At 54.7% G+C, this 16764-nt stretch carries 14 protein-coding genes; 7 read left to right on the top strand and 7 right to left on the bottom strand.

Annotated features, from left to right (window positions below; all coding sequences use genetic code 11):
* Window positions 1–93: 93 nt before the first annotated feature.
* On the bottom strand, window positions 94–2313 hold the full coding sequence (locus PMYSY11_RS20035; RefSeq protein ID WP_150547838.1) for a primosomal protein N': 2220 nt from the start codon (window positions 2311–2313) through the stop codon (window positions 94–96).
* Window positions 2314–2478: 165 nt separating this feature from the next.
* On the opposite strand from PMYSY11_RS20035, the gene rpmE reads away from it, so the two are divergent.
* The 3 genes from rpmE (at window position 2479) to PMYSY11_RS20020 (ending at window position 5014) form a co-directional block, all read left to right on the top strand.
* On the top strand, window positions 2479–2694 hold the full coding sequence (gene rpmE, locus PMYSY11_RS20030) for a 50S ribosomal protein L31 (protein ID WP_069898383.1): 216 nt from the start codon (window positions 2479–2481) through the stop codon (window positions 2692–2694).
* A 77-nt stretch (window positions 2695–2771) separates the two neighbouring features.
* Window positions 2772–3554, top strand: a complete 783-nt coding sequence (locus tag PMYSY11_RS20025; protein WP_239655509.1) for a thermonuclease family protein — start codon at window positions 2772–2774, stop codon at window positions 3552–3554.
* A 191-nt stretch (window positions 3555–3745) separates the two neighbouring features.
* Window positions 3746–5014 (top strand): malic enzyme-like NAD(P)-binding protein, encoded by a 1269-nt coding sequence (locus tag PMYSY11_RS20020; RefSeq protein ID WP_069898381.1) that lies wholly within the window; start codon window positions 3746–3748, stop codon window positions 5012–5014.
* A 130-nt stretch (window positions 5015–5144) separates the two neighbouring features.
* On the opposite strand, the gene PMYSY11_RS20015 is transcribed toward PMYSY11_RS20020, so the two are convergent.
* The 6 genes from PMYSY11_RS20015 to PMYSY11_RS19990 form a co-directional block, all read right to left on the bottom strand.
* Window positions 5145–6062, bottom strand: coding sequence for a fimbrial protein (locus PMYSY11_RS20015; RefSeq protein WP_172970642.1), 918 nt, complete (start codon window positions 6060–6062; stop codon window positions 5145–5147).
* A gap of 167 nt (window positions 6063–6229) precedes the next feature.
* On the bottom strand, window positions 6230–6862 hold the full coding sequence (locus PMYSY11_RS20010) for a fimbrial biogenesis chaperone (protein WP_172970641.1): 633 nt from the start codon (window positions 6860–6862) through the stop codon (window positions 6230–6232).
* A gap of 91 nt (window positions 6863–6953) precedes the next feature.
* Window positions 6954–7595, bottom strand: coding sequence for a fimbrial biogenesis chaperone (locus PMYSY11_RS20005; RefSeq protein ID WP_069898378.1), 642 nt, complete (start codon window positions 7593–7595; stop codon window positions 6954–6956).
* A 17-nt stretch (window positions 7596–7612) separates the two neighbouring features.
* Window positions 7613–10066 (bottom strand): fimbria/pilus outer membrane usher protein, encoded by a 2454-nt coding sequence (locus PMYSY11_RS20000; protein ID WP_150547834.1) that lies wholly within the window; start codon window positions 10064–10066, stop codon window positions 7613–7615.
* A gap of 94 nt (window positions 10067–10160) precedes the next feature.
* A complete protein-coding gene (locus PMYSY11_RS19995; protein ID WP_150547833.1) occupies window positions 10161–10736 on the bottom strand; it encodes a fimbrial protein in 576 nt (191 codons plus the stop codon).
* Between the two features lie 524 nt (window positions 10737–11260).
* Complete coding sequence (locus PMYSY11_RS19990) at window positions 11261–13753, bottom strand: penicillin-binding protein 1A (RefSeq protein WP_090510174.1); 2493 nt, start codon at window positions 13751–13753, stop codon at window positions 11261–11263.
* 180 nt (window positions 13754–13933) lie between these two features.
* On the opposite strand from PMYSY11_RS19990, the gene PMYSY11_RS19985 reads away from it, so the two are divergent.
* Genes PMYSY11_RS19985 through pilP form a run of 4 tightly spaced genes read left to right on the top strand, consistent with a single transcriptional unit; the run spans window position 13934 to window position 16732 of the window.
* A complete protein-coding gene (locus PMYSY11_RS19985) occupies window positions 13934–14998 on the top strand; it encodes a pilus assembly protein PilM (protein WP_069898373.1) in 1065 nt (354 codons plus the stop codon).
* Window positions 14998–15591: a PilN domain-containing protein gene (locus PMYSY11_RS19980; RefSeq protein ID WP_069898372.1), complete on the top strand. Its 594-nt coding sequence runs from the start codon at window positions 14998–15000 to the stop codon at window positions 15589–15591. Before PMYSY11_RS19985 ends, PMYSY11_RS19980 begins: the two co-directional genes overlap by 1 nt.
* On the top strand, window positions 15588–16211 hold the full coding sequence (gene pilO, locus PMYSY11_RS19975) for a type 4a pilus biogenesis protein PilO (RefSeq protein ID WP_069898371.1): 624 nt from the start codon (window positions 15588–15590) through the stop codon (window positions 16209–16211). The genes PMYSY11_RS19980 and pilO overlap by 4 nt, the downstream gene beginning before the upstream one ends.
* On the top strand, window positions 16208–16732 hold the full coding sequence (gene pilP, locus PMYSY11_RS19970) for a type 4a pilus biogenesis lipoprotein PilP (RefSeq protein WP_069898370.1): 525 nt from the start codon (window positions 16208–16210) through the stop codon (window positions 16730–16732). The genes pilO and pilP overlap by 4 nt, the downstream gene beginning before the upstream one ends.
* The last annotated feature ends 32 nt before the right edge of the window (window positions 16733–16764 follow it).

Raw genomic sequence — 16764 nt, 5'->3', positions numbered from 1 at the left:
GCCTGCGGCTTCAAGCTTCAACCTATCAATGGCAGGTAAACAGGCAATTATCGGGTATTTTTGCGGGTTTGGCGTAGAGAAAAGCGGCGCGGCTCAAAACAGGTCAATCGGGTCGACATCCAGCGACCAGCGCACTGCACGGCCGCTGGGCATCTGTTCCATTGCGGCGAGCCATGCATGTAAAAGGCGGTGCAAGGGCGCACGTGCGGCAGATTGAATCAGCAACTGCGCCCGATAACGTCCGGCGCGGCGCTCCATTGGGGCGGGCACCGGCCCCAGTAATTCGATGCCCTCAAGTTGCAATTCGCCAAGGAGCATTTCGGCTTCAGCGCAGGCTTCGTCGAGAAATCCTTCGGCCTGGCCCGGTTTGTGGGCTTCTGCACGCAGCAGGGCTAAATGACAGAACGGCGGCAAACCGGCGTCGCGGCGCTCGGTCAGGGCCTGTTCGGCAAAGGCGAAGTAGCCTTGCTCGGTAAGCTGGACCAGCAACGGATGATCGGCCAGATGGCTCTGGATAATCACCTTGCCAGCTTCTTCGGCTCGCCCGGCGCGGCCGGCAACTTGAACGATGAGTTGCGCCATGCGTTCGCTGGCGCGGAAGTCAGCAGAGAAGAGGCCGCCGTCGGCATCAAGAATGGCCACCAGCGTTACGCGCGGGAAGTGGTGCCCTTTGGCCAGCATTTGTGTGCCGACCAGAATACAAGGCTCACCGCGCTCGATGGTGGTCAACAGGTTGTTCATGGCGTCCTTGCGCGAGGTGCTGTCGCGGTCGACGCGCAGGACCGGTACATCCGGAAACAGGGTGGCCAGCCGTTCTTCCGCACGCTCAGTGCCAGCACCCACCGGACGCAAGTCCACGCGCTGGCATTTGGGGCAGTTGCGCGGCTGGCGCTCGGCATGCCCACAGTGGTGGCAGCGCAGTTCGTTGGAGCGCTGGTGCACCGTCATGCGGGCGTCGCAGCGCGGACATTCCGACAACCAGCCGCAATCGTGACACAACAAGGTCGGGGCAAAGCCGCGCCGGTTGAGGAACACCAGCACCTGTTGGCCTGCAGCCAGCGTTTGGCTAATCGCTTGCTGCATGGGGCCCGAGATACCGGAGTCCAGCGGCAGGCTTTTTACATCCAGACGCAGGAAGCGCGGAGGCAATGCTCCGCCCGCACGCTTGTTGAGCTTGAGCAACTGATAACGCCCGCTGGTGGCGTTGTGCAAAGTCTCCAGTGACGGCGTGGCCGAGCCGAGCACTATCGGCACGTTTTCCTGATGCGCGCGAACCAGCGCCAGATCCCTGGCGTGATAGCGCAAACCTTCCTGCTGTTTATAGGAGGCGTCATGTTCTTCGTCGATGATGATCAACCCCGGACTTTTCATCGGGGTGAACAGCGCCGAGCGGGTGCCGATAATAATGTCGGCATCGCCGTCGCGGGCTGCGAGCCACGCATCGAGCCGGTCGCGGTCATTCACTGCGGAGTGCAGCAGGGCGATTCTGGCGTTGAAGCGGCGCTCGAAGCGCGCGAGTGTTTGCGGGCCGAGGTTGATTTCCGGGATGAGTACCAGCGCTTGCTTGCCCGCCTGCAGTGTCTGATGAATGAGTTGCAGGTAAACCTCGGTTTTACCGCTGCCCGTCACACCTGCCAGCAAATACGCGCCATAACGACCAAAACCTTCTTGCACAGCTGCCGAGGCGGTGAGTTGCTCCTCGTTGAGCGGCAGCTCGGGTTGTGCCAGCCAATTACTGTGGCGGGCACTTGGTGCATGCTGGCGGGTTTCAACCACCACCAGACCTTTGTCTTTGAGTTGTTCGAGGCTGTCTTTACTCAGTTGCAGTTGGCTGAGTAGCGAATGGGCAACCCCATGCGGATGCTGGGCGATGGTTTTCAGCGCCTGACGTTGGCGCGGTGCGCGATTAAGGCGCGGGTCTTCAAGGTCGGCGCCCGGCGCGATTGACCAGAAGCGCTCCTGGCGCGCGATCGCAGGCTCGCCCTGGCGCAGCAGTGTCGGCAATGCCCAACTGAAGGTGTCGCCAATACTGTGCTGGTAGTATTGCGCGGTCCACATGCAAAGCCGGAAAAAGGCCGGCGGCATGGGCGCTGTTTCATCCAGTATCTCAAGGGCTGGCTTGAGCTTGTCGGCTGGCACATCGCTGTGTGCGCTGACCTCGATCAAAACGCCAATCATTTCGCGGCGGCCGAAGGGCACACGCACTCGCATGCCTGGCTGCAGGGTATCGACAGACACGCCAGCAGGCGCCAGATAATCGAACAGGCGGCGTAGCGGCGAGGGCAGGGCGAGGCGCAGAATGGCGTTGGACACGCGGTGACTCCGCAAACAAAGGTCAGGATATTAGCATGGCTGCAGGCGACGGCTGGCAGTCACGTGATCTTGCATCAGCGCTTGAGTCTGTTATCATCCGCGGCCTATTTCTGTGCGGTATCTGACATAGGGTCAGGTGGCGGCACATATATTGAGGTATACCCCATGAAAGCTGATATCCATCCAGAATACGTCGCTATCGAAGCTACTTGCAGCTGCGGTAACGTGATCGAAACTCGTTCGACTCTGGCTAAGCCATTGAGCCTGGACGTTTGCTCTGAGTGCCACCCGTTCTACACCGGTAAGCAGAAAGTCCTCGACGCTGGCGGCCGTATCGACCGCTTCAAGCAGCGTTTCGGTGTGTTCGGCGCTACCAAGTAAGCAGCCAAACAGCCAGGAGCGACCTTATGGTCTGCTTCTTGTGTGTGAAAAAAGCGTCCCTTGTGGGCGCTTTTTTTATGCCTGCGTTTTTTGCAGCGCAGGTGCAGGCGCAAATACAGCCTCAGGCGTTTTGTTCGGCCAGCGAGCAACTGACTTACGTTTCGGTCAAGCGGGTGGTCGATGGCGATACCTTGCGCCTGGTTGATGGTCGCAGTGTTCGCCTGATCGGCATCAACACCCCTGAGCTTGGCCACAAAGGCCAAACCGCTGAGCCATTCGCCGTCGCGGCGCAGCGCCGCCTTCAGGATCTTCTGGATGCCAGTGATGGGCAAGTCGGCCTGCAATATGGTGCGCAGCGCCATGACCGCTACGGGCGCACGCTGGCCCATGTGTTTGACGGCGCCGGGCGCAATATCGAGGCGCAGTTGCTCGCAAGCGGGCTCGGTTACCAGATAGCTATTGCGCCCAATCTGGCGCTGCTGGATTGTCAGCTGGCCGCCCAGCAGTTCGCCCGTGAGCAGGGCGCGGGTGTTTGGCGCCAGCCGGTGCTGCAGGCTCCCGAAGAGTTGACTCGTGGTGGCTTCAGGCAAATCAAGGCGCGGGTGCGCAAGGTGCAGGTTAATGCGCAAGGTGCCTGGCTTGAGTTGGGGGCTGCGGTGATTCGCATTGACGGGCAGGCGCTGAAATCGTTCAAGCGCGGGTCGCTGGAAGATTATGTGGGACGGGAGGTCATTGCGCGCGGCTGGGTGGTCGACAGGGCTTCGCGCGGTCGAAATAAGGTCGGGCGAGCGCGCTGGATGCTGATTCTGACCCATCCGACCATGATCGAAACGCTGTCATCAGTTAAAACCACTTTGTAATAGAAAAAAGGCCCGTTGGCACTGGTGCGCATTTCCTTAGCTAGGTAATAATCGAGGGGTCCTAATCACCGGGCAAGGATAGCCGGGTAAGCCTGGGTATGCCGACTGACTGATCAGTCTTGTAAAAGTGTATACAACTTGCGTATCCTCGGCCGCCTGCCTGTTCAACAGCCTAAAGCGGAAATTCCAATATGTCTGATCTAAAAACCGCCGCTCTCGAGTACCACGCTCAGCCCCGCCCGGGTAAGTTGAGTGTAGAGCTGACCAAGCCGACTGCCACGGCACGCGACCTTTCGTTGGCTTACAGCCCAGGCGTTGCTGCTCCTGTGCGTGAGATTGCGCGTGATCCCGAGCTGGCTTACCAATACACCGGTAAGGGCAATCTGGTCGCTGTAATTTCCGACGGTACTGCCATTCTCGGTCTGGGTAACCTCGGTCCACTCGCTTCCAAGCCCGTAATGGAAGGTAAAGGCGTTCTGTTCAAGCGCTTCGCCGGTATTGACGTATTCGATATCGAAGTGGACTCGGAAAGCCCGCAGGCATTCATCGACACGGTAAAACGTATTTCGATCACCTTCGGCGGCATCAACCTCGAAGACATCAAGGCGCCTGAGTGCTTTGAGATCGAGCGTGCGCTGATCGAGCAGTGCGACATTCCGGTTTTCCACGATGACCAGCACGGTACTGCAATCGTAACCGCTGCCGGTATGCTCAACGCATTGGAAATCGCTGGCAAAACCATCGAGCAAGCGAAGATCGTGTGCCTGGGTGCAGGCGCTGCGGCAATCTCGTGCATGAAGTTGTTGGTCAGCATGGGCGCCAAGGTCGAGAACATCTACATGATCGACCGTAAAGGTGTGATTCATGCAGGCCGTGACGACCTCAATCAGTACAAGGCTGTGTTCGCCACCGAAACGCCGAAGCGTACATTGTCAGACGCGCTGGATGGTGCTGACGTATTCGTCGGTCTGTCGGGTCCTGATCTGCTCAGCCCTGAAGACCTGCTGCGCATGGGCCCTTCGCCTATCGTGTTTGCATGCTCGAACCCAGATCCGGAAATCAAGCCTGAGCTGGCGCATGCCACCCGTGATGACGTGATCATGGCAACCGGTCGTTCCGATTACCCGAACCAGGTCAATAACGTTCTCGGCTTCCCATTCATCTTCCGTGGTGCATTGGACGTTCGCGCAACCCGCATCAACGAAGAGATGAAAATCGCGGCGGCCAACGCGCTGCGTGAACTGGCCAAGCTGCCAGTGCCTAAGGAAGTCTGTGAGGCTTACGGCGGTATCGAGTTGTCATTCGGTCGTGAATACATCATTCCGAAGCCGATGGATGCACGTCTGATTACGCTGATCTCCGACGCAGTCGCCAAAGCTGCCATCGAGAGCGGTGTGGCCACACTGCCGTATCCGAAGCACTACCCGCTGCAGTCTGTGGACGATGTGTTCAAAGGCTGAAAGTGAGTTGATGCGAGTGACCTGATAGATTCGGGTGACTCAACAAAAAGCCCCCTGACGGTTCGCCTTCAGGGGGCTTTTTGCATCTTGCGAAGAAGTCTTCTGCGGCATGTCGAGAGGCGCTTCGGTGTTACTTGATGTCCAGCTGGATCACGGCCGTAGCGGTAAATTCGCCGGGCGTTGGCAGGGTCGCTGAAGGATTGCTTGGGTGGGCTTTGAGGTGCAGGGTGGAGGTTTTCATATCACTGTCGACCACGACTTCACCGGCCTTCTGGTTCGGTGGCAGAACCGTGCCGTCTTCATCGGTGATGATGACCGAGAGATCGGTGCGCCCTTGTACTTTAATCCCCTGGCCCGGCGCGTCCTGATCGGCGTTCAGCTGGAGCGAGAGAATCTCTGAGCTGAAGTCACAATCGAAAGCCAAGTCTACGGGCTTGGGTGTGAAGTTGTTCGGTGGGTTGGGGTAGGTAACGCCGTTAAACTGCGAGGATTGCAAGGTTCCGAAGGGCACAGTCAATACCGAACCCGCACGCAACGCGCAATTTGCCGGCACTTCCACGTCAATTTTCAAGTTCACGATAGCGGAGACCGGGTCACTGGTATTGATATAGTTTGGCCGCCGGTAGTGCCAGACCCGAGCTACCGTGCCATTGAAAGCCAAGGTGCCGACTACGCGCTTTTCAAGCTTGACCGATACCTTGCCCCTGGTAGCTGTGGCGGCAGAGCCTGAGGTATTGCAATCCGCCGAAACATTGTTGGTAACGCCGGTGAAAGGCACGCTGTGATAGTTGTTCTGAATGCTGCCGCCACTTGAGTTGAAGACGTAAATCTCTACTGCCGTGGAGAACGATGGATTGACCTTCAACCATTTAAGATTGTCGGCTGCGTAATTAGAGAATGGCGATTGCGAGCTGAAATAATGCAGAACGCTTGCGTTGGTATTGCTACAGGTACAGGTAAAGTTGCGTCTGCCGCTGCTGTTTTGCTCTGAACGATAGATAACAATATTGCCGGCTTCGTTCTCAGAAGAGTTGAAGGCATCAGTCACGTTGTACTGTATCTGCGAGGCGCCATTGTCCGGAACGCAGAGGCGGTCTGATGCGGCGTAAGCAGTACTGCTGAAGAGCAAACTAAACAGGCCATAAAACACCGGGCTGATAAACGCAGACTTTGCAGGGCTGTACAATTCCATTTTTTTCATCATGTCCTCAGTGACTATTCAGCCTTGATTAGTGTTGTTCTAAGCCCACCACGATCACTGAGGTAGCTAATATTTATCTCGTCTGCGTGGTTGCTTACGCTGTCTATCTCAACCGTACTAAATGGTTTGAACAGTCCCATCTCATCGTTGTGATAAACCTTTTTGCCAATCTCGAATTGGGTTAGCGCAAAGTAGTAAGGCGTTGGGTTTTTGAGCTCAAGCCCCGTGCTGGTGTACTTGGCCACCAGCTGATTTTCTGCGCCGCGCCTTCCCTCGCTAATTGACTCAGGCCGGACGAACACCTTGATCTTGTAGCGCAGGGCAATCTGCATCAAGCTCTCGCTCTTAGCGGCCTCGGCTTTCGGCGGTATTTCCTGCACATACAGGTAATACAGTTGTTCTTGTTTGCTCTCTTTGGCGAAACTCACCAATCTCAGGGGCTGCTTGCTATCTTCTGCAATCATCGAAAAAGACGGGCTGACCTGAACATTGCGCCCTGGCTCATTACCTTCAGGGTCCGTCACCCAGGCCTGCATCGCGTAGGGCGCTTGGGTGTCGTTGCCGATATCGAATGCGCTGGAACTGCCTGCCACGACAATGACCCGGGTGCGATCAATGAATAACCCGGCGTGCGCTAATTGGCTCATGAGCAGTGTCATGCTCATAGCGATGACGCTGAATGTTCTGAGCATCATCAGGCCCGGCCAGCCGCAGAACTGATCAAGTTAGGCATGTCGATCATTTGACTAAGATCAGCGATTTTCTGACGTCGCCAAAGTCACTCAGATACATGATGTCTATCGACGAGGCCTTCTGCTTTATCTGTGGCAATACCGTGGTCTGGAATGGCGCAAAGACAGCTGTTTCCGGGGTTTTAATGCCTTTCTTGTTGACCATGATTTGCGGAATCGAGAAATAGTAAGGGGTGGTGTTGACCAGCTTGAGGCCCTCACGGGTTTGTGTCGCGGTAACCTTGGCTTCGGCGTTTTTACGGTCGCCTGCGATTTGAGCGGGACGAATCAACACCTTGATCCGGGTACGGATGGCCATGGACAGTTTGTTTTTGTCCGCCGCGCTATCGCTGGGAGGTAACTCCTGCACGTTCAGGTAATACAGTTGTTCGCGGTCTGAGGGCGGGGAGAACGTCATCAGGCGCAATACAACTTTGCCGCCAGGCGCAACTTTTTGAATTTGCGGACTGACCACAACCAAGCTGCCGGCGTCGTTGCCGTCTTCATTCTCAAGCCACGCCTGCAGGCCGTACCAAAGCTCGCTGTTATTTGTAACTTGCACTGAGCTTGAAGAGCCTTCCGGCACGATTACCCGCGTACGATTAAGCGAAAAGGCTGCATTGGCCATTGTCGAGCACAACAGCGTCATGACGCATGCGCAGAGGCTTAACCTTTTTGCGATGTGGCTTTTGCGCTGGGTGCAGTTGGCTTGCCGTTGAGTTGACATTGCAGTGTTCCTAAATCGATATAGTCTTCATCAAGTTGCGACTTGATAGCTGTTGGATCCACGGCATAGTTGCAGCCGCCTACCGCTTTCAGTGTGGAAGGCCCGAGTTCAGAGCCATCGCCAAGCTTCACGCGGATAAACAGGCGCCCGTTGTTGCCGGTAAAGTAGTGCTCGCCGCTGTCGCTCTGGATTTCGGTACCGAAGCCGAGTAACTCGCCGTTCTGGTCTTTGAGCACGGCGTTGAAGTACTTAACCGCCTTGGTCTTGAACTGCACCAGAGTCACTGCGCCGGAGCGTGGCCGTACATTGACCACGGTGTCATCTGCGACCACGTTGTTGCTCAGCGATGACACATTCAAACGAACTTCTTGCGGATCGTACTGATCGTTCAGCGGTATCAGCGCGTAACCGTTATCCTGAGTTTCGGTGCCGTTTACGCTGGCGTTTTCGACGCCATCCACTTGGGCAACGGCGAAGGTTTTCGATTGGCGGCTTGTAGCAAGGACTGCACCTTGGGCAAACATCACGCTGCCGCTGACCGAGGCGCTGGCGGAACGGTTATCCGGGCTGGTGCTGCCGTAGAGTTGGCCACTAATGCGATCGCCGGAGTGATTGACGCCGCCTGATAGGGTTTCGCCATTGCCGGAGCTGTCGTGGGTTACGCCGACGTTGTAGCTGTTGTCGCCTGAGTAGCCATTCAAGCCGACCTCCGTTGTTTCACTGTTGCCAGAGTCGTTGTCCAGATTGGTATATCGACTGTAAACACTCGAGGAATAATCATTGCCGATCGGGATGTCCAAACTTAGGGTCAGGCTGTTGTCGGCTTCACCGGTTTCCTCGTCATAAGAACGTGAGAGTGAAAGGGTATAGCTAAGCCATCGTGTATAACCGCCATAACTGAACGAGTAGGTACTTTGCGACGGGTTCTCGCCCCAGTACTGTTCCTTCAGATAATTAAGTGAAAGCTGGTTGTCCATGAGCGGGTCGCGCCCGGTAATACTGGCGGTATAGCGGCTGCGCAAGGAGCCGATAAAATTATTCTCGCTGTACTTGTCATCCATCGCGTCATTGAATTCAAAGTAGTCTTCAGTGGCGTAGCGATAGCCCGCAATTTGAATATCAATGCCATTGTTGAGGTACTTCGAGTAATTGATGTTGTAGCTCTGCCCGACATCGGTTTCGCCGTCATGCCGGTAGCGTGAGTTGCTCATCGCAACGCCGACAGCGCCCAGATTTTGCATCGGAAAGGCAGCGCCGAACGTTACGTTCTGGTAACTCTCAGCGATGATGCTGTTGATCGACGGTGTGACGAGGTCGGTACCGAAGGAGTATTCACCGCTGACAAAATTGTCGCCGTAGTCATGGTCGCTGAAACGGTAGCGGCCGGCGCTCACTTCGTAGTCAATACTGCCCGGTGTGAGCAGGCCCGGAAGCACTGAGTTATCGTAGTAAAAAGTGCGTTCCTGGCCGTTGGCCTCTTTCACCACTACGCGCAGCGTCTGGTTGGACAAGCCCACCACTTCGTCGAGCACAAAATTACCGGCGGCTACGGCCTTGGTGAAGAGCAGGCGCGAATCCTGATACACCTCAACGGTTGCGTTGGTGGCGGCGAAACCCTGAATGTTTGGGGTGTACATCTGGTCGCGGAGGCTGGTCAGGTCTGTCACATAACCGATCTGCGCGCCTGCAAAGCTGAAGTTTTCACCGTAGCGGGTATTGGTGTAGGTCTCGCCTACAGTGACTTCACTTTTAAGCTTGGGAAAGAGTCGGGTGACACTGATGTTGTCTATTTCGAGGCTTTCATCAGTCAAGTCTGTACTGGACGCATCCAGATTGAATATGTTGTCCCGAAAGTTCGAGCGCAAGTGGCCATTAAACGGCATGGATTCGTCGGACTCATTAGTGTCGTCGTTCTTGAAGTAGTTGCCGCCCAGGTTGTAGTCGAAAGTCGTGCTGTTGATTGAGGGTGACAGTTCCATGCCCGCATAACGATCAACTCCCCGGCCCATGAGTTCATCGCTGTACCAGAGTTCAAGCGTTCCGTTTTCCGGGTTTTCGGTAAAGCTGTAATCGTGCGAGCTTGGGTCCAGGCTCGCAGCGGTTCTGAGTTCACGCGCTGCTTTTGCATTGAGGCTAGGCGCTATTTTTTGTAGAAATGACTCATCAAAAACCAGGCGACCTGCTTTGCGGGTGAAGTAGTAATTACCCTGCGTGCGACCATTCAAGCTGACCGTATAAATGACTTTATCGTTGATGCCTTTATTAAGTGCATCGTCAACAGTGTTTTGATTGAACTTGCCTTGAATGAAGTCTGTGTTGAAATTGCTAGCGGCCAGTACTCCGTCACTTATGAATAGCAGTCCAAATAGACTTATTTTTAGGTAGGAATACATAAAACCTCAAGCATGCACTTAGAGCAGGTTTGTTGAGTTATTTTTTTAATGAAATATACGGCGCAGAACTGCGCCGTATAAAAGCACGGTTTACTTAGTTGTAAGCAACGGTGTAGTTGACTGAGCCACCAATGATGCCGCCCTCGATGAATTCGCTGAGCGCATAAGGACGAGCCTTGAACTTGATCGCACCAGTTGCTGCATCAACGTTAGGGTCGCTAGCCAGAGTCAGGGCTGAACCTGGCTGGTTAACGATGGATGAATCGTCTTCCATGGTGAAGGTAACACCCACTTTGGTGGATGCTGTTTCAGGCGAGGTTACAACGTCAGTGTTAGAGCTGGCTGTTGTAGCGGTGTCAATTTTGATAAAGGCTGTGGTCAGGCCCGATGGGTCCACGTCACAGGTTGCCACGTCTGGCTGCAGCTGGATTTTGACTGCGTTACCGAAGCCGCCTACCGCCGACACGTCGGTAATTGTCCATACGCCGAGGTCAACAACGCCGCCTGGCTGTACAACGCCACTCACGACAACGTTCATGTCGCATGAGGCTGCTGCGATAGCGCCGGTGAATTTGATTTGGCCAGTGTTATTCGGCGTGGTCACAGCGTGGGCAGCGCCCATGGTGGTCATTGCTGCTATTACAGCGCCGGTCAGGATTGCTTTTTTCATAAAAACCTCAAGTAAATAATTAACAAGTTTCAACGTGTTAGGCGTCTACTTCTAATGCGCTTAGGCTATTAACGCTCAAGGCAACATTAACAGTGAGGTTTAAATTGATAATTAGGCCGATTCCGTGGCGCTTGTAGTATGCGTGGGATTTGGAGTGAGAATTTTCCTGCGACCGCTAAAAGCAGAACTTAAGTGGTGGTTCGGCTTTGCATTTATAAAACTTATGCGAGAAATATTGTTTTTATAATGTTTCATATATTTGCAAATAAATTGCAACCTGCAAATTGCTGGTCTGAATGGGTTGCAGGTTTTCTGGCTGTCGAGTTGTGGTTTTGTTTCAGGCGTGTTGAGCCAGTCCAGAGTGCTCAGGATAAAAAGCGCGCACTTGAACTGATGCGCAACCGTGGGGAGTCGTTGAGGAGCAATGATTTTCAGGTGAGGAGTAGGGGCGCTAAGTGCCGTTGATTCTGTGCAATGCTGATACCGCCGCCATGAGCATTGCACTCATGGCGGCGGCATTGGCTTCAGAACAAGTCGATTGGTGCGGACTCGTCTGCCGGCAACGGGCTGCCCGGGATCCCGAGATTCGGGTCAAGCTCGCCCATGGTAGGCGGCGTGTCTTCACTCTTGAACAGTTCAAAGTAGGCGCCAGGCGTACCCGGCGCTGCTGCGCGCCCGCTTACCGGGTCTACACGTAGGGTAAGAATGCCGCTTGGCTCGGGCAGTACATGGCTTGGTTTGTCTTTTAGTGCAGCGCCCATGAAGCTCATCCAGATCGGCAATGACACTGTGCCACCGTATTCGCGGCGACCGAGGGTTTCAGGCTGATCAAAGCCAGACCAGACAGTGGTGACATAGTCGGCGTTGTAGCCTGAGAACCAGCTGTCTTTCGACTCGTTGGTAGTGCCGGTCTTGCCTGCCAAGTCATCACGACCCAGCGCCAGAGCGCGACGGCCGGTGCCGCGTTTGATTACGTCCTGTAGCAGGCTGGTCATGATATAGGCGGTGCGCTCATCAATAATCTGCTCTGCAATCGCGGGTTCTTCGACAGGCAATTCGTCGTCTGCCTCTGGCTGCGAGTCTGTCGAGCTGGAAATCGTCTGGATGCTCGGCGCCGCGATTGCATTGGCGATATCGGCAGACTTGAGCTCGTCCGGATCAAGGCTGGAGTCAGCCTTCTGTTCAGCGGTTGGCACACGAGGCGGATTGGCAATGAATACGGCCTTGCCGGTGCGGTCTTCGATGCGCTGGATCAGGTATGGCTCAGTTTTATAGCCGCCGTTGGCGAATACCGACCATCCGCCAGCGATCTGCATCGGGGTCAGGTCAGCCGTGCCGAGTGCCAGTGAAAGGTTGCGCGGCAAATCTTCGAGTGGCAGACCAAAGCGGCTTGCGTAGTCGCGGGCATACTGCACGCCAATGGCCTGGAGCAAGCGAATCGAGACGAGGTTGCGTGACTTATAAAGTGCTTCACGCATGCGTATGGGGCCAAGGAATGTGTTGTTGTCATTCTTTGGGCGCCACGGTTGATCGCTGCCGGTATCGGTAAACACAATCGGCGCGTCATTAATCAGCGTGGCGGCGGTGTAGCCCTTGTCCAGTGCGGCGCTGTAAATGAATGGCTTGAAGCTCGAGCCTGGCTGGCGCTTGGCCTGAATTGCACGGTTGTAGTTGCTTTGCTCAAACGAGAAACCGCCAACCAGTGCCTGAATGGCGCCGGTATTTGGGGCTAAGGACACCAGTGCACTTTGTGCCAGAGGCAATTGTACAAAGTTAAGGCTGCCATCTTCCTTGCGCTCGACGCGAATCAGGTCGCCGACTTTGGCGACGTCGGCAGGTTTTTGCGGGTTGCGGCCCATGCTGTTGGTATTAATGAAAGGGCGCGCCCATTTCATGCTGTCCCAAGCGACCGCTTCCTCTTTGCCTTCGCGCGTCAGCACCATCAGGCCGCTGGGCACAACCTGAGTGACGATGGCAGGCTCAAGGCCGCCGAGAACGGTTTGCTTGGCAAGCTCTGATTGCCAGCCTTGCAGGTCGAGATTGGCGAATTGCTTTTCCGGGCCGCGGTAGCCATGACGCTGGTCATAAGCGATCAGGCCTTCATGAACGGCCTTGTTGGCGATCAGCTGCAAGTCACTGGGAATGGTGGTGGTGACATTGAAGCCTTCGGTGTAGGCATCGCTGCCATAACGGCCAACCATTTCAGCCCGCGCCATTTCAGCTACGTAAGGCGCGTTCAGCTCAGGTGACTGCACATGGTAAGTGGCGTCGATCGGCTCGGCGACTGCTTCGTCGTAGCGCGCCTGATCAATTTTACCCAGGTGCAGCATGCGGCCCAGAATCCAGTTGCGGCGTTCTTTGGCGCGAGTCGGGTTTACCAGTGGGTTGAAGCGTGAAGGTGCTTTCGGCAGGCCGGCAATCATGGCCATTTGGGCGAGGGTCAGGTCCTTCATGGACTTGCCGTAATAAACCTGCGCCGCTGCCTCGATCCCGTAGGAGCGCTGGCCCAGATAAATTTTATTGACGTAAAGCTCTAGAATCTCATCTTTACTCAGTTCACGTTCTATCTGTAAAGCCAGCAAAATCTCGTTGATTTTCCTGGAGAAGCTACGCTCACTGGTAAGGAAGTAGTTTTTCGCGACCTGCATGGTGATGGTGGAGCCACCAGTCTGGATTTGACCACTTTTCAAAATTTGCGTGGCAGCGCGCATCAAGCTGCTGGGGTCGACGCCATAATGGTGCTCAAAGTTATCGTCTTCTGCCGATAACAAGGCATTGATGAAGTCAGTCGGGATTTCAGCGAAGGTGATAGGCGAACGACGCATCTCGCCAAACTCGGCAATTAGCTTGCCGTCGCTGCTGAAAATCCGCAGAGGAATTTGCAGTTGAATGCTGCGTAGCGAGTCAACTGAAGGAAGGCTCGGGCTTAGATAGAGGAACGCACCGCTCAAACTGAGTACCAGTCCACAGGAAATGGCAACGCATGACCAGCAAAAGAATTTCAGCAAGCGCATCAAAATGTTTAGATTTCCAGATAAAAGAATGAGTTAAGAAATAGATTGGGGCGTAACGAAAAACTGATCACATTATAAGGGTTTTTTTTGCCGAGGAGCTATTTGCTCTTATGTCAAGACTGTTATTTAATGTGGAAAAACATAATTACTCCGTAAGTAGCGGATGCCAATAGGAAAACGGTCGTGCTAGGGCTCTTCAATAAGAAAGCGAATACGCTTCTGGGGATTGATATCAGCTCAACCTCAGTCAAGCTCCTCGAATTGAGTCGCTCAGGAAGCCGCTACAAAGTAGAGGCTTATGCTGTAGAGCCGCTCCCACCAAATGCTGTGGTTGAGAAAAACATCGCCGAGCTCGAGGGGGTCGGTCAGGCCATATCCAGAGTATTGGTAAAAGCAAAAACCAATCTAAAGACTGCTGCGGTTGCAGTCGCTGGGTCTGCAGTTATTACCAAGACTATCGAGATGGAAGCCGGTCTGACTGATGACGATCTTGAGAACCAGTTAAAGATTGAAGCCGATCAGTACATTCCCTATCCGCTCGAAGAAGTCTCGATTGATTTCGAAGTGCAGGGCGTCTCGCCGCGAAATGCTGAGCGAGTTGAAGTTCTGCTGGCGGCTTGTCGTAAAGAGAACGTCGAAGTTCGTGAGGCTGCACTGGCACTTGCCGGCTTGACCGCCAAGGTCGTCGACGTGGAAGCGTACGCGCTGGAGCGTTCGTTCGATCTGTTGGCGCAGCAATTGGGCAGTGGCGACAACGATCAAACGGTCGCAATCGTTGATATCGGCGCGACCATGACCACGCTCAGCGTTCTGCATAAAGGCCGCACGATCTACACCCGTGAGCAGCTCTTTGGCGGCAAGCAGCTGACTGAAGAAATTCAGCGTCGCTATGGCTTGTCTGTTGAGGAAGCTGGACGTGCGAAGAAGCAAGGCGGTCTTCCGGATGACTATGACAGCGAGGTTTTGCAGCCGTTCAAAGAGGCGGTTGTGCAACAAGTCTCGCGTTCGTTGCAGTTCTTCTTTGCTGCCGGACAATTCAACGATGTCGATTACATCTTGCTGGCGGGTGGCACCTCGTCCATTCCTGATCTTGATCGCTTGATTCAGCAGCGCCTTGGCACTCAAACCCAGGTGGCGAATCCATTCGCCGACATGGCGTTGAGCAGCAAGGTCAATGCGGGCGCTCTGGCCAGTGATGCTCCGGCATTGATGATTGCCTGTGGTCTGGCAATGAGGAGTTTCGATTAATGGCGCGGATTAACCTTCTACCTTGGCGCGAGCAGCTCCGAGAAGAGCGCAAGCAGCGGTTCCTGGTTACGTTAGCCGGTGTATTTGCTGTTGCCGCAGGCGCGGTATTTTTGGGCGGGCAATTTCTGGACAGTGCAATCGAGCGACAGAATGCGCGTAACGATTTTGTCCGTAAGGAAATCGCCGTCCTTGATACCCGGATCAAAGAAATCAGCGAGCTGAAAAAGCGTCGCCAACAACTGCTGGAACGGATGAAGATCATTCAGGACCTGCAGGGCAATCGCCCGATTATCGGTCGTGTGTTCGATCAGTTGGTCAGAACCCTGCCTGATGGCGTGTATTTCACTGGCGTCAAAATGACCGGCAAGAACATTGCGGTCGTCGGCGCTGCAGAGTCGAACAACCGCATTTCCAACTTGATGCGCAACATGGATGCATCGGATTGGCTGACCGCACCCAACCTCACCGAGGTTAAAGCGGCTGGTCCGAATCCGCAGGCTGAAGTATCGCCAGAGCTGGATCAGGCCAACGTATTCCAGTTGACCGTGCAACAGACCCAGCCAGCCCTTGCCGGCGAGGAGGCGAAGCCATGAACCTGAATGATTCGCTCGACAGCCTACGCAAGATAGATGTCAACGATCTTGACCTGAATAACCTCGGCTCATGGCCTGGCCCGGTCAAGTTTATTGCCAGCCTGCTGCTTGCCATTGTGGTGCTGGGTTTGGGTTACAACTTTCACCTGAAAGACATGCAGGCTGATCTGGAACGGCGCCAGATGGAAGAAGAGACGCTTAAGCAGCAGTTCTCTGCCAAGGCGTTCCAAGCTGCCAACCTTGAGGCCTACAAGGCTCAGATGGCCGAGATGGAAACATCGTTTGGTGCCCTGCTGCGGCAGTTGCCAAGTGATACCGAAGTCCCGGGCTTGCTTGAAGACATCACCCGCACCGGTCTGGGAAGTGGTCTTGAGTTTGAAGAAATCAAGCTCCTGCCAGAGGTAGCCCAACAGTTTTACATCGAGCTGCCGATTCAGATCCGTGTCGTCGGTTCTTATCACGACCTGGCCACGTTCGTCAGTGGTGTGGCCAGCTTGCCGCGAATCGTGACGCTGCATGACTTTGATGTGGTGCCGGCCGAGAAAACCGGTACCAGCAAATTGCGCATGTCTATTTTGGCGAAGACCTACCGTTATAACGATAAGGGGCTTGAGAAATGAAGTACTCAAAGCTCGTGATGCTAGTGGCGTTTGTGGGGCTTAGTGGTTGCGGTTCGAGCAGTGATTTCTCCGACCTGCAATCGTATATGGATGAGGTGCGCGCCAAGCCGAAGGGCACAATTGAGCCGCTGCCGATCTTCCAGCCTTATGAAAGTTTTACCTATAAAGCTGCAGGCCTGAGAAGCCCGTTCCAGCCGCCGGTGAAAATCGAGCTGGTCAATCGGGCGAAAGGATCGAAGCTGATCAAACCTGATGAAACGCGGGTTAAGCAGTTTCTGGAAGGCTTCAATATTGAAGTGTTTGAAATGGTCGGCACGCTTTCGAACAGCCGGGGAATGTTCGCGTTGGTCAGCGGCGCTGGCGGTGTGCACCGGGTGCGTGTCGGGGATTACCTGGGACGTAACTACGGGCGAATTGTCGCGATTGATAACTCCAAAGTGGATGTGATTGAAATCGTTCCAGATGGTGAAGGTGGCTGGCTAGAACGACCGCGTAGCCTCTCCCTAAAGGAGCGCTCTTAAATGAGCGGAGTGAAGATGAAAAAAAATAACCG

Source organism: Pseudomonas marincola (genome assembly GCF_900682675.2).
Lineage (GTDB): Bacteria > Pseudomonadota > Gammaproteobacteria > Pseudomonadales > Pseudomonadaceae > Aquipseudomonas > Aquipseudomonas marincola.
Note: the sequence above shows the minus strand (reverse complement) of the source record. Positions and strands in the feature narration are given on the sequence as shown.

Bases quoted from the DNA above. Each gene is read 5' to 3' on its own strand.
- PMYSY11_RS20000 (WP_150547834.1), bottom strand. From the start codon at position 10,066: ATGTATTCCTACCTAAAAATAAGTCTATTTGGACTGCTATTCATAAGT.
- rpmE (WP_069898383.1), top strand. From the start codon at position 2,479: ATGAAAGCTGATATCCATCCAGAATACGTCGCTATCGAAGCTACTTGC.
- PMYSY11_RS19980 (WP_069898372.1), top strand. From the start codon at position 14,998: ATGGCGCGGATTAACCTTCTACCTTGGCGCGAGCAGCTCCGAGAAGAG.
- PMYSY11_RS20025 (WP_239655509.1), top strand. From the start codon at position 2,772: ATGCCTGCGTTTTTTGCAGCGCAGGTGCAGGCGCAAATACAGCCTCAG.
- PMYSY11_RS20020 (WP_069898381.1), top strand. From the start codon at position 3,746: ATGTCTGATCTAAAAACCGCCGCTCTCGAGTACCACGCTCAGCCCCGC.
- pilO (WP_069898371.1), top strand. From the start codon at position 15,588: ATGAACCTGAATGATTCGCTCGACAGCCTACGCAAGATAGATGTCAAC.
- PMYSY11_RS20010 (WP_172970641.1), bottom strand. From the start codon at position 6,862: ATGAGCCAATTAGCGCACGCCGGGTTATTCATTGATCGCACCCGGGTC.
- PMYSY11_RS20005 (WP_069898378.1), bottom strand. From the start codon at position 7,595: ATGACGCTGTTGTGCTCGACAATGGCCAATGCAGCCTTTTCGCTTAAT.
- pilP (WP_069898370.1), top strand. From the start codon at position 16,208: ATGAAGTACTCAAAGCTCGTGATGCTAGTGGCGTTTGTGGGGCTTAGT.
- PMYSY11_RS19995 (WP_150547833.1), bottom strand. From the start codon at position 10,736: ATGAAAAAAGCAATCCTGACCGGCGCTGTAATAGCAGCAATGACCACC.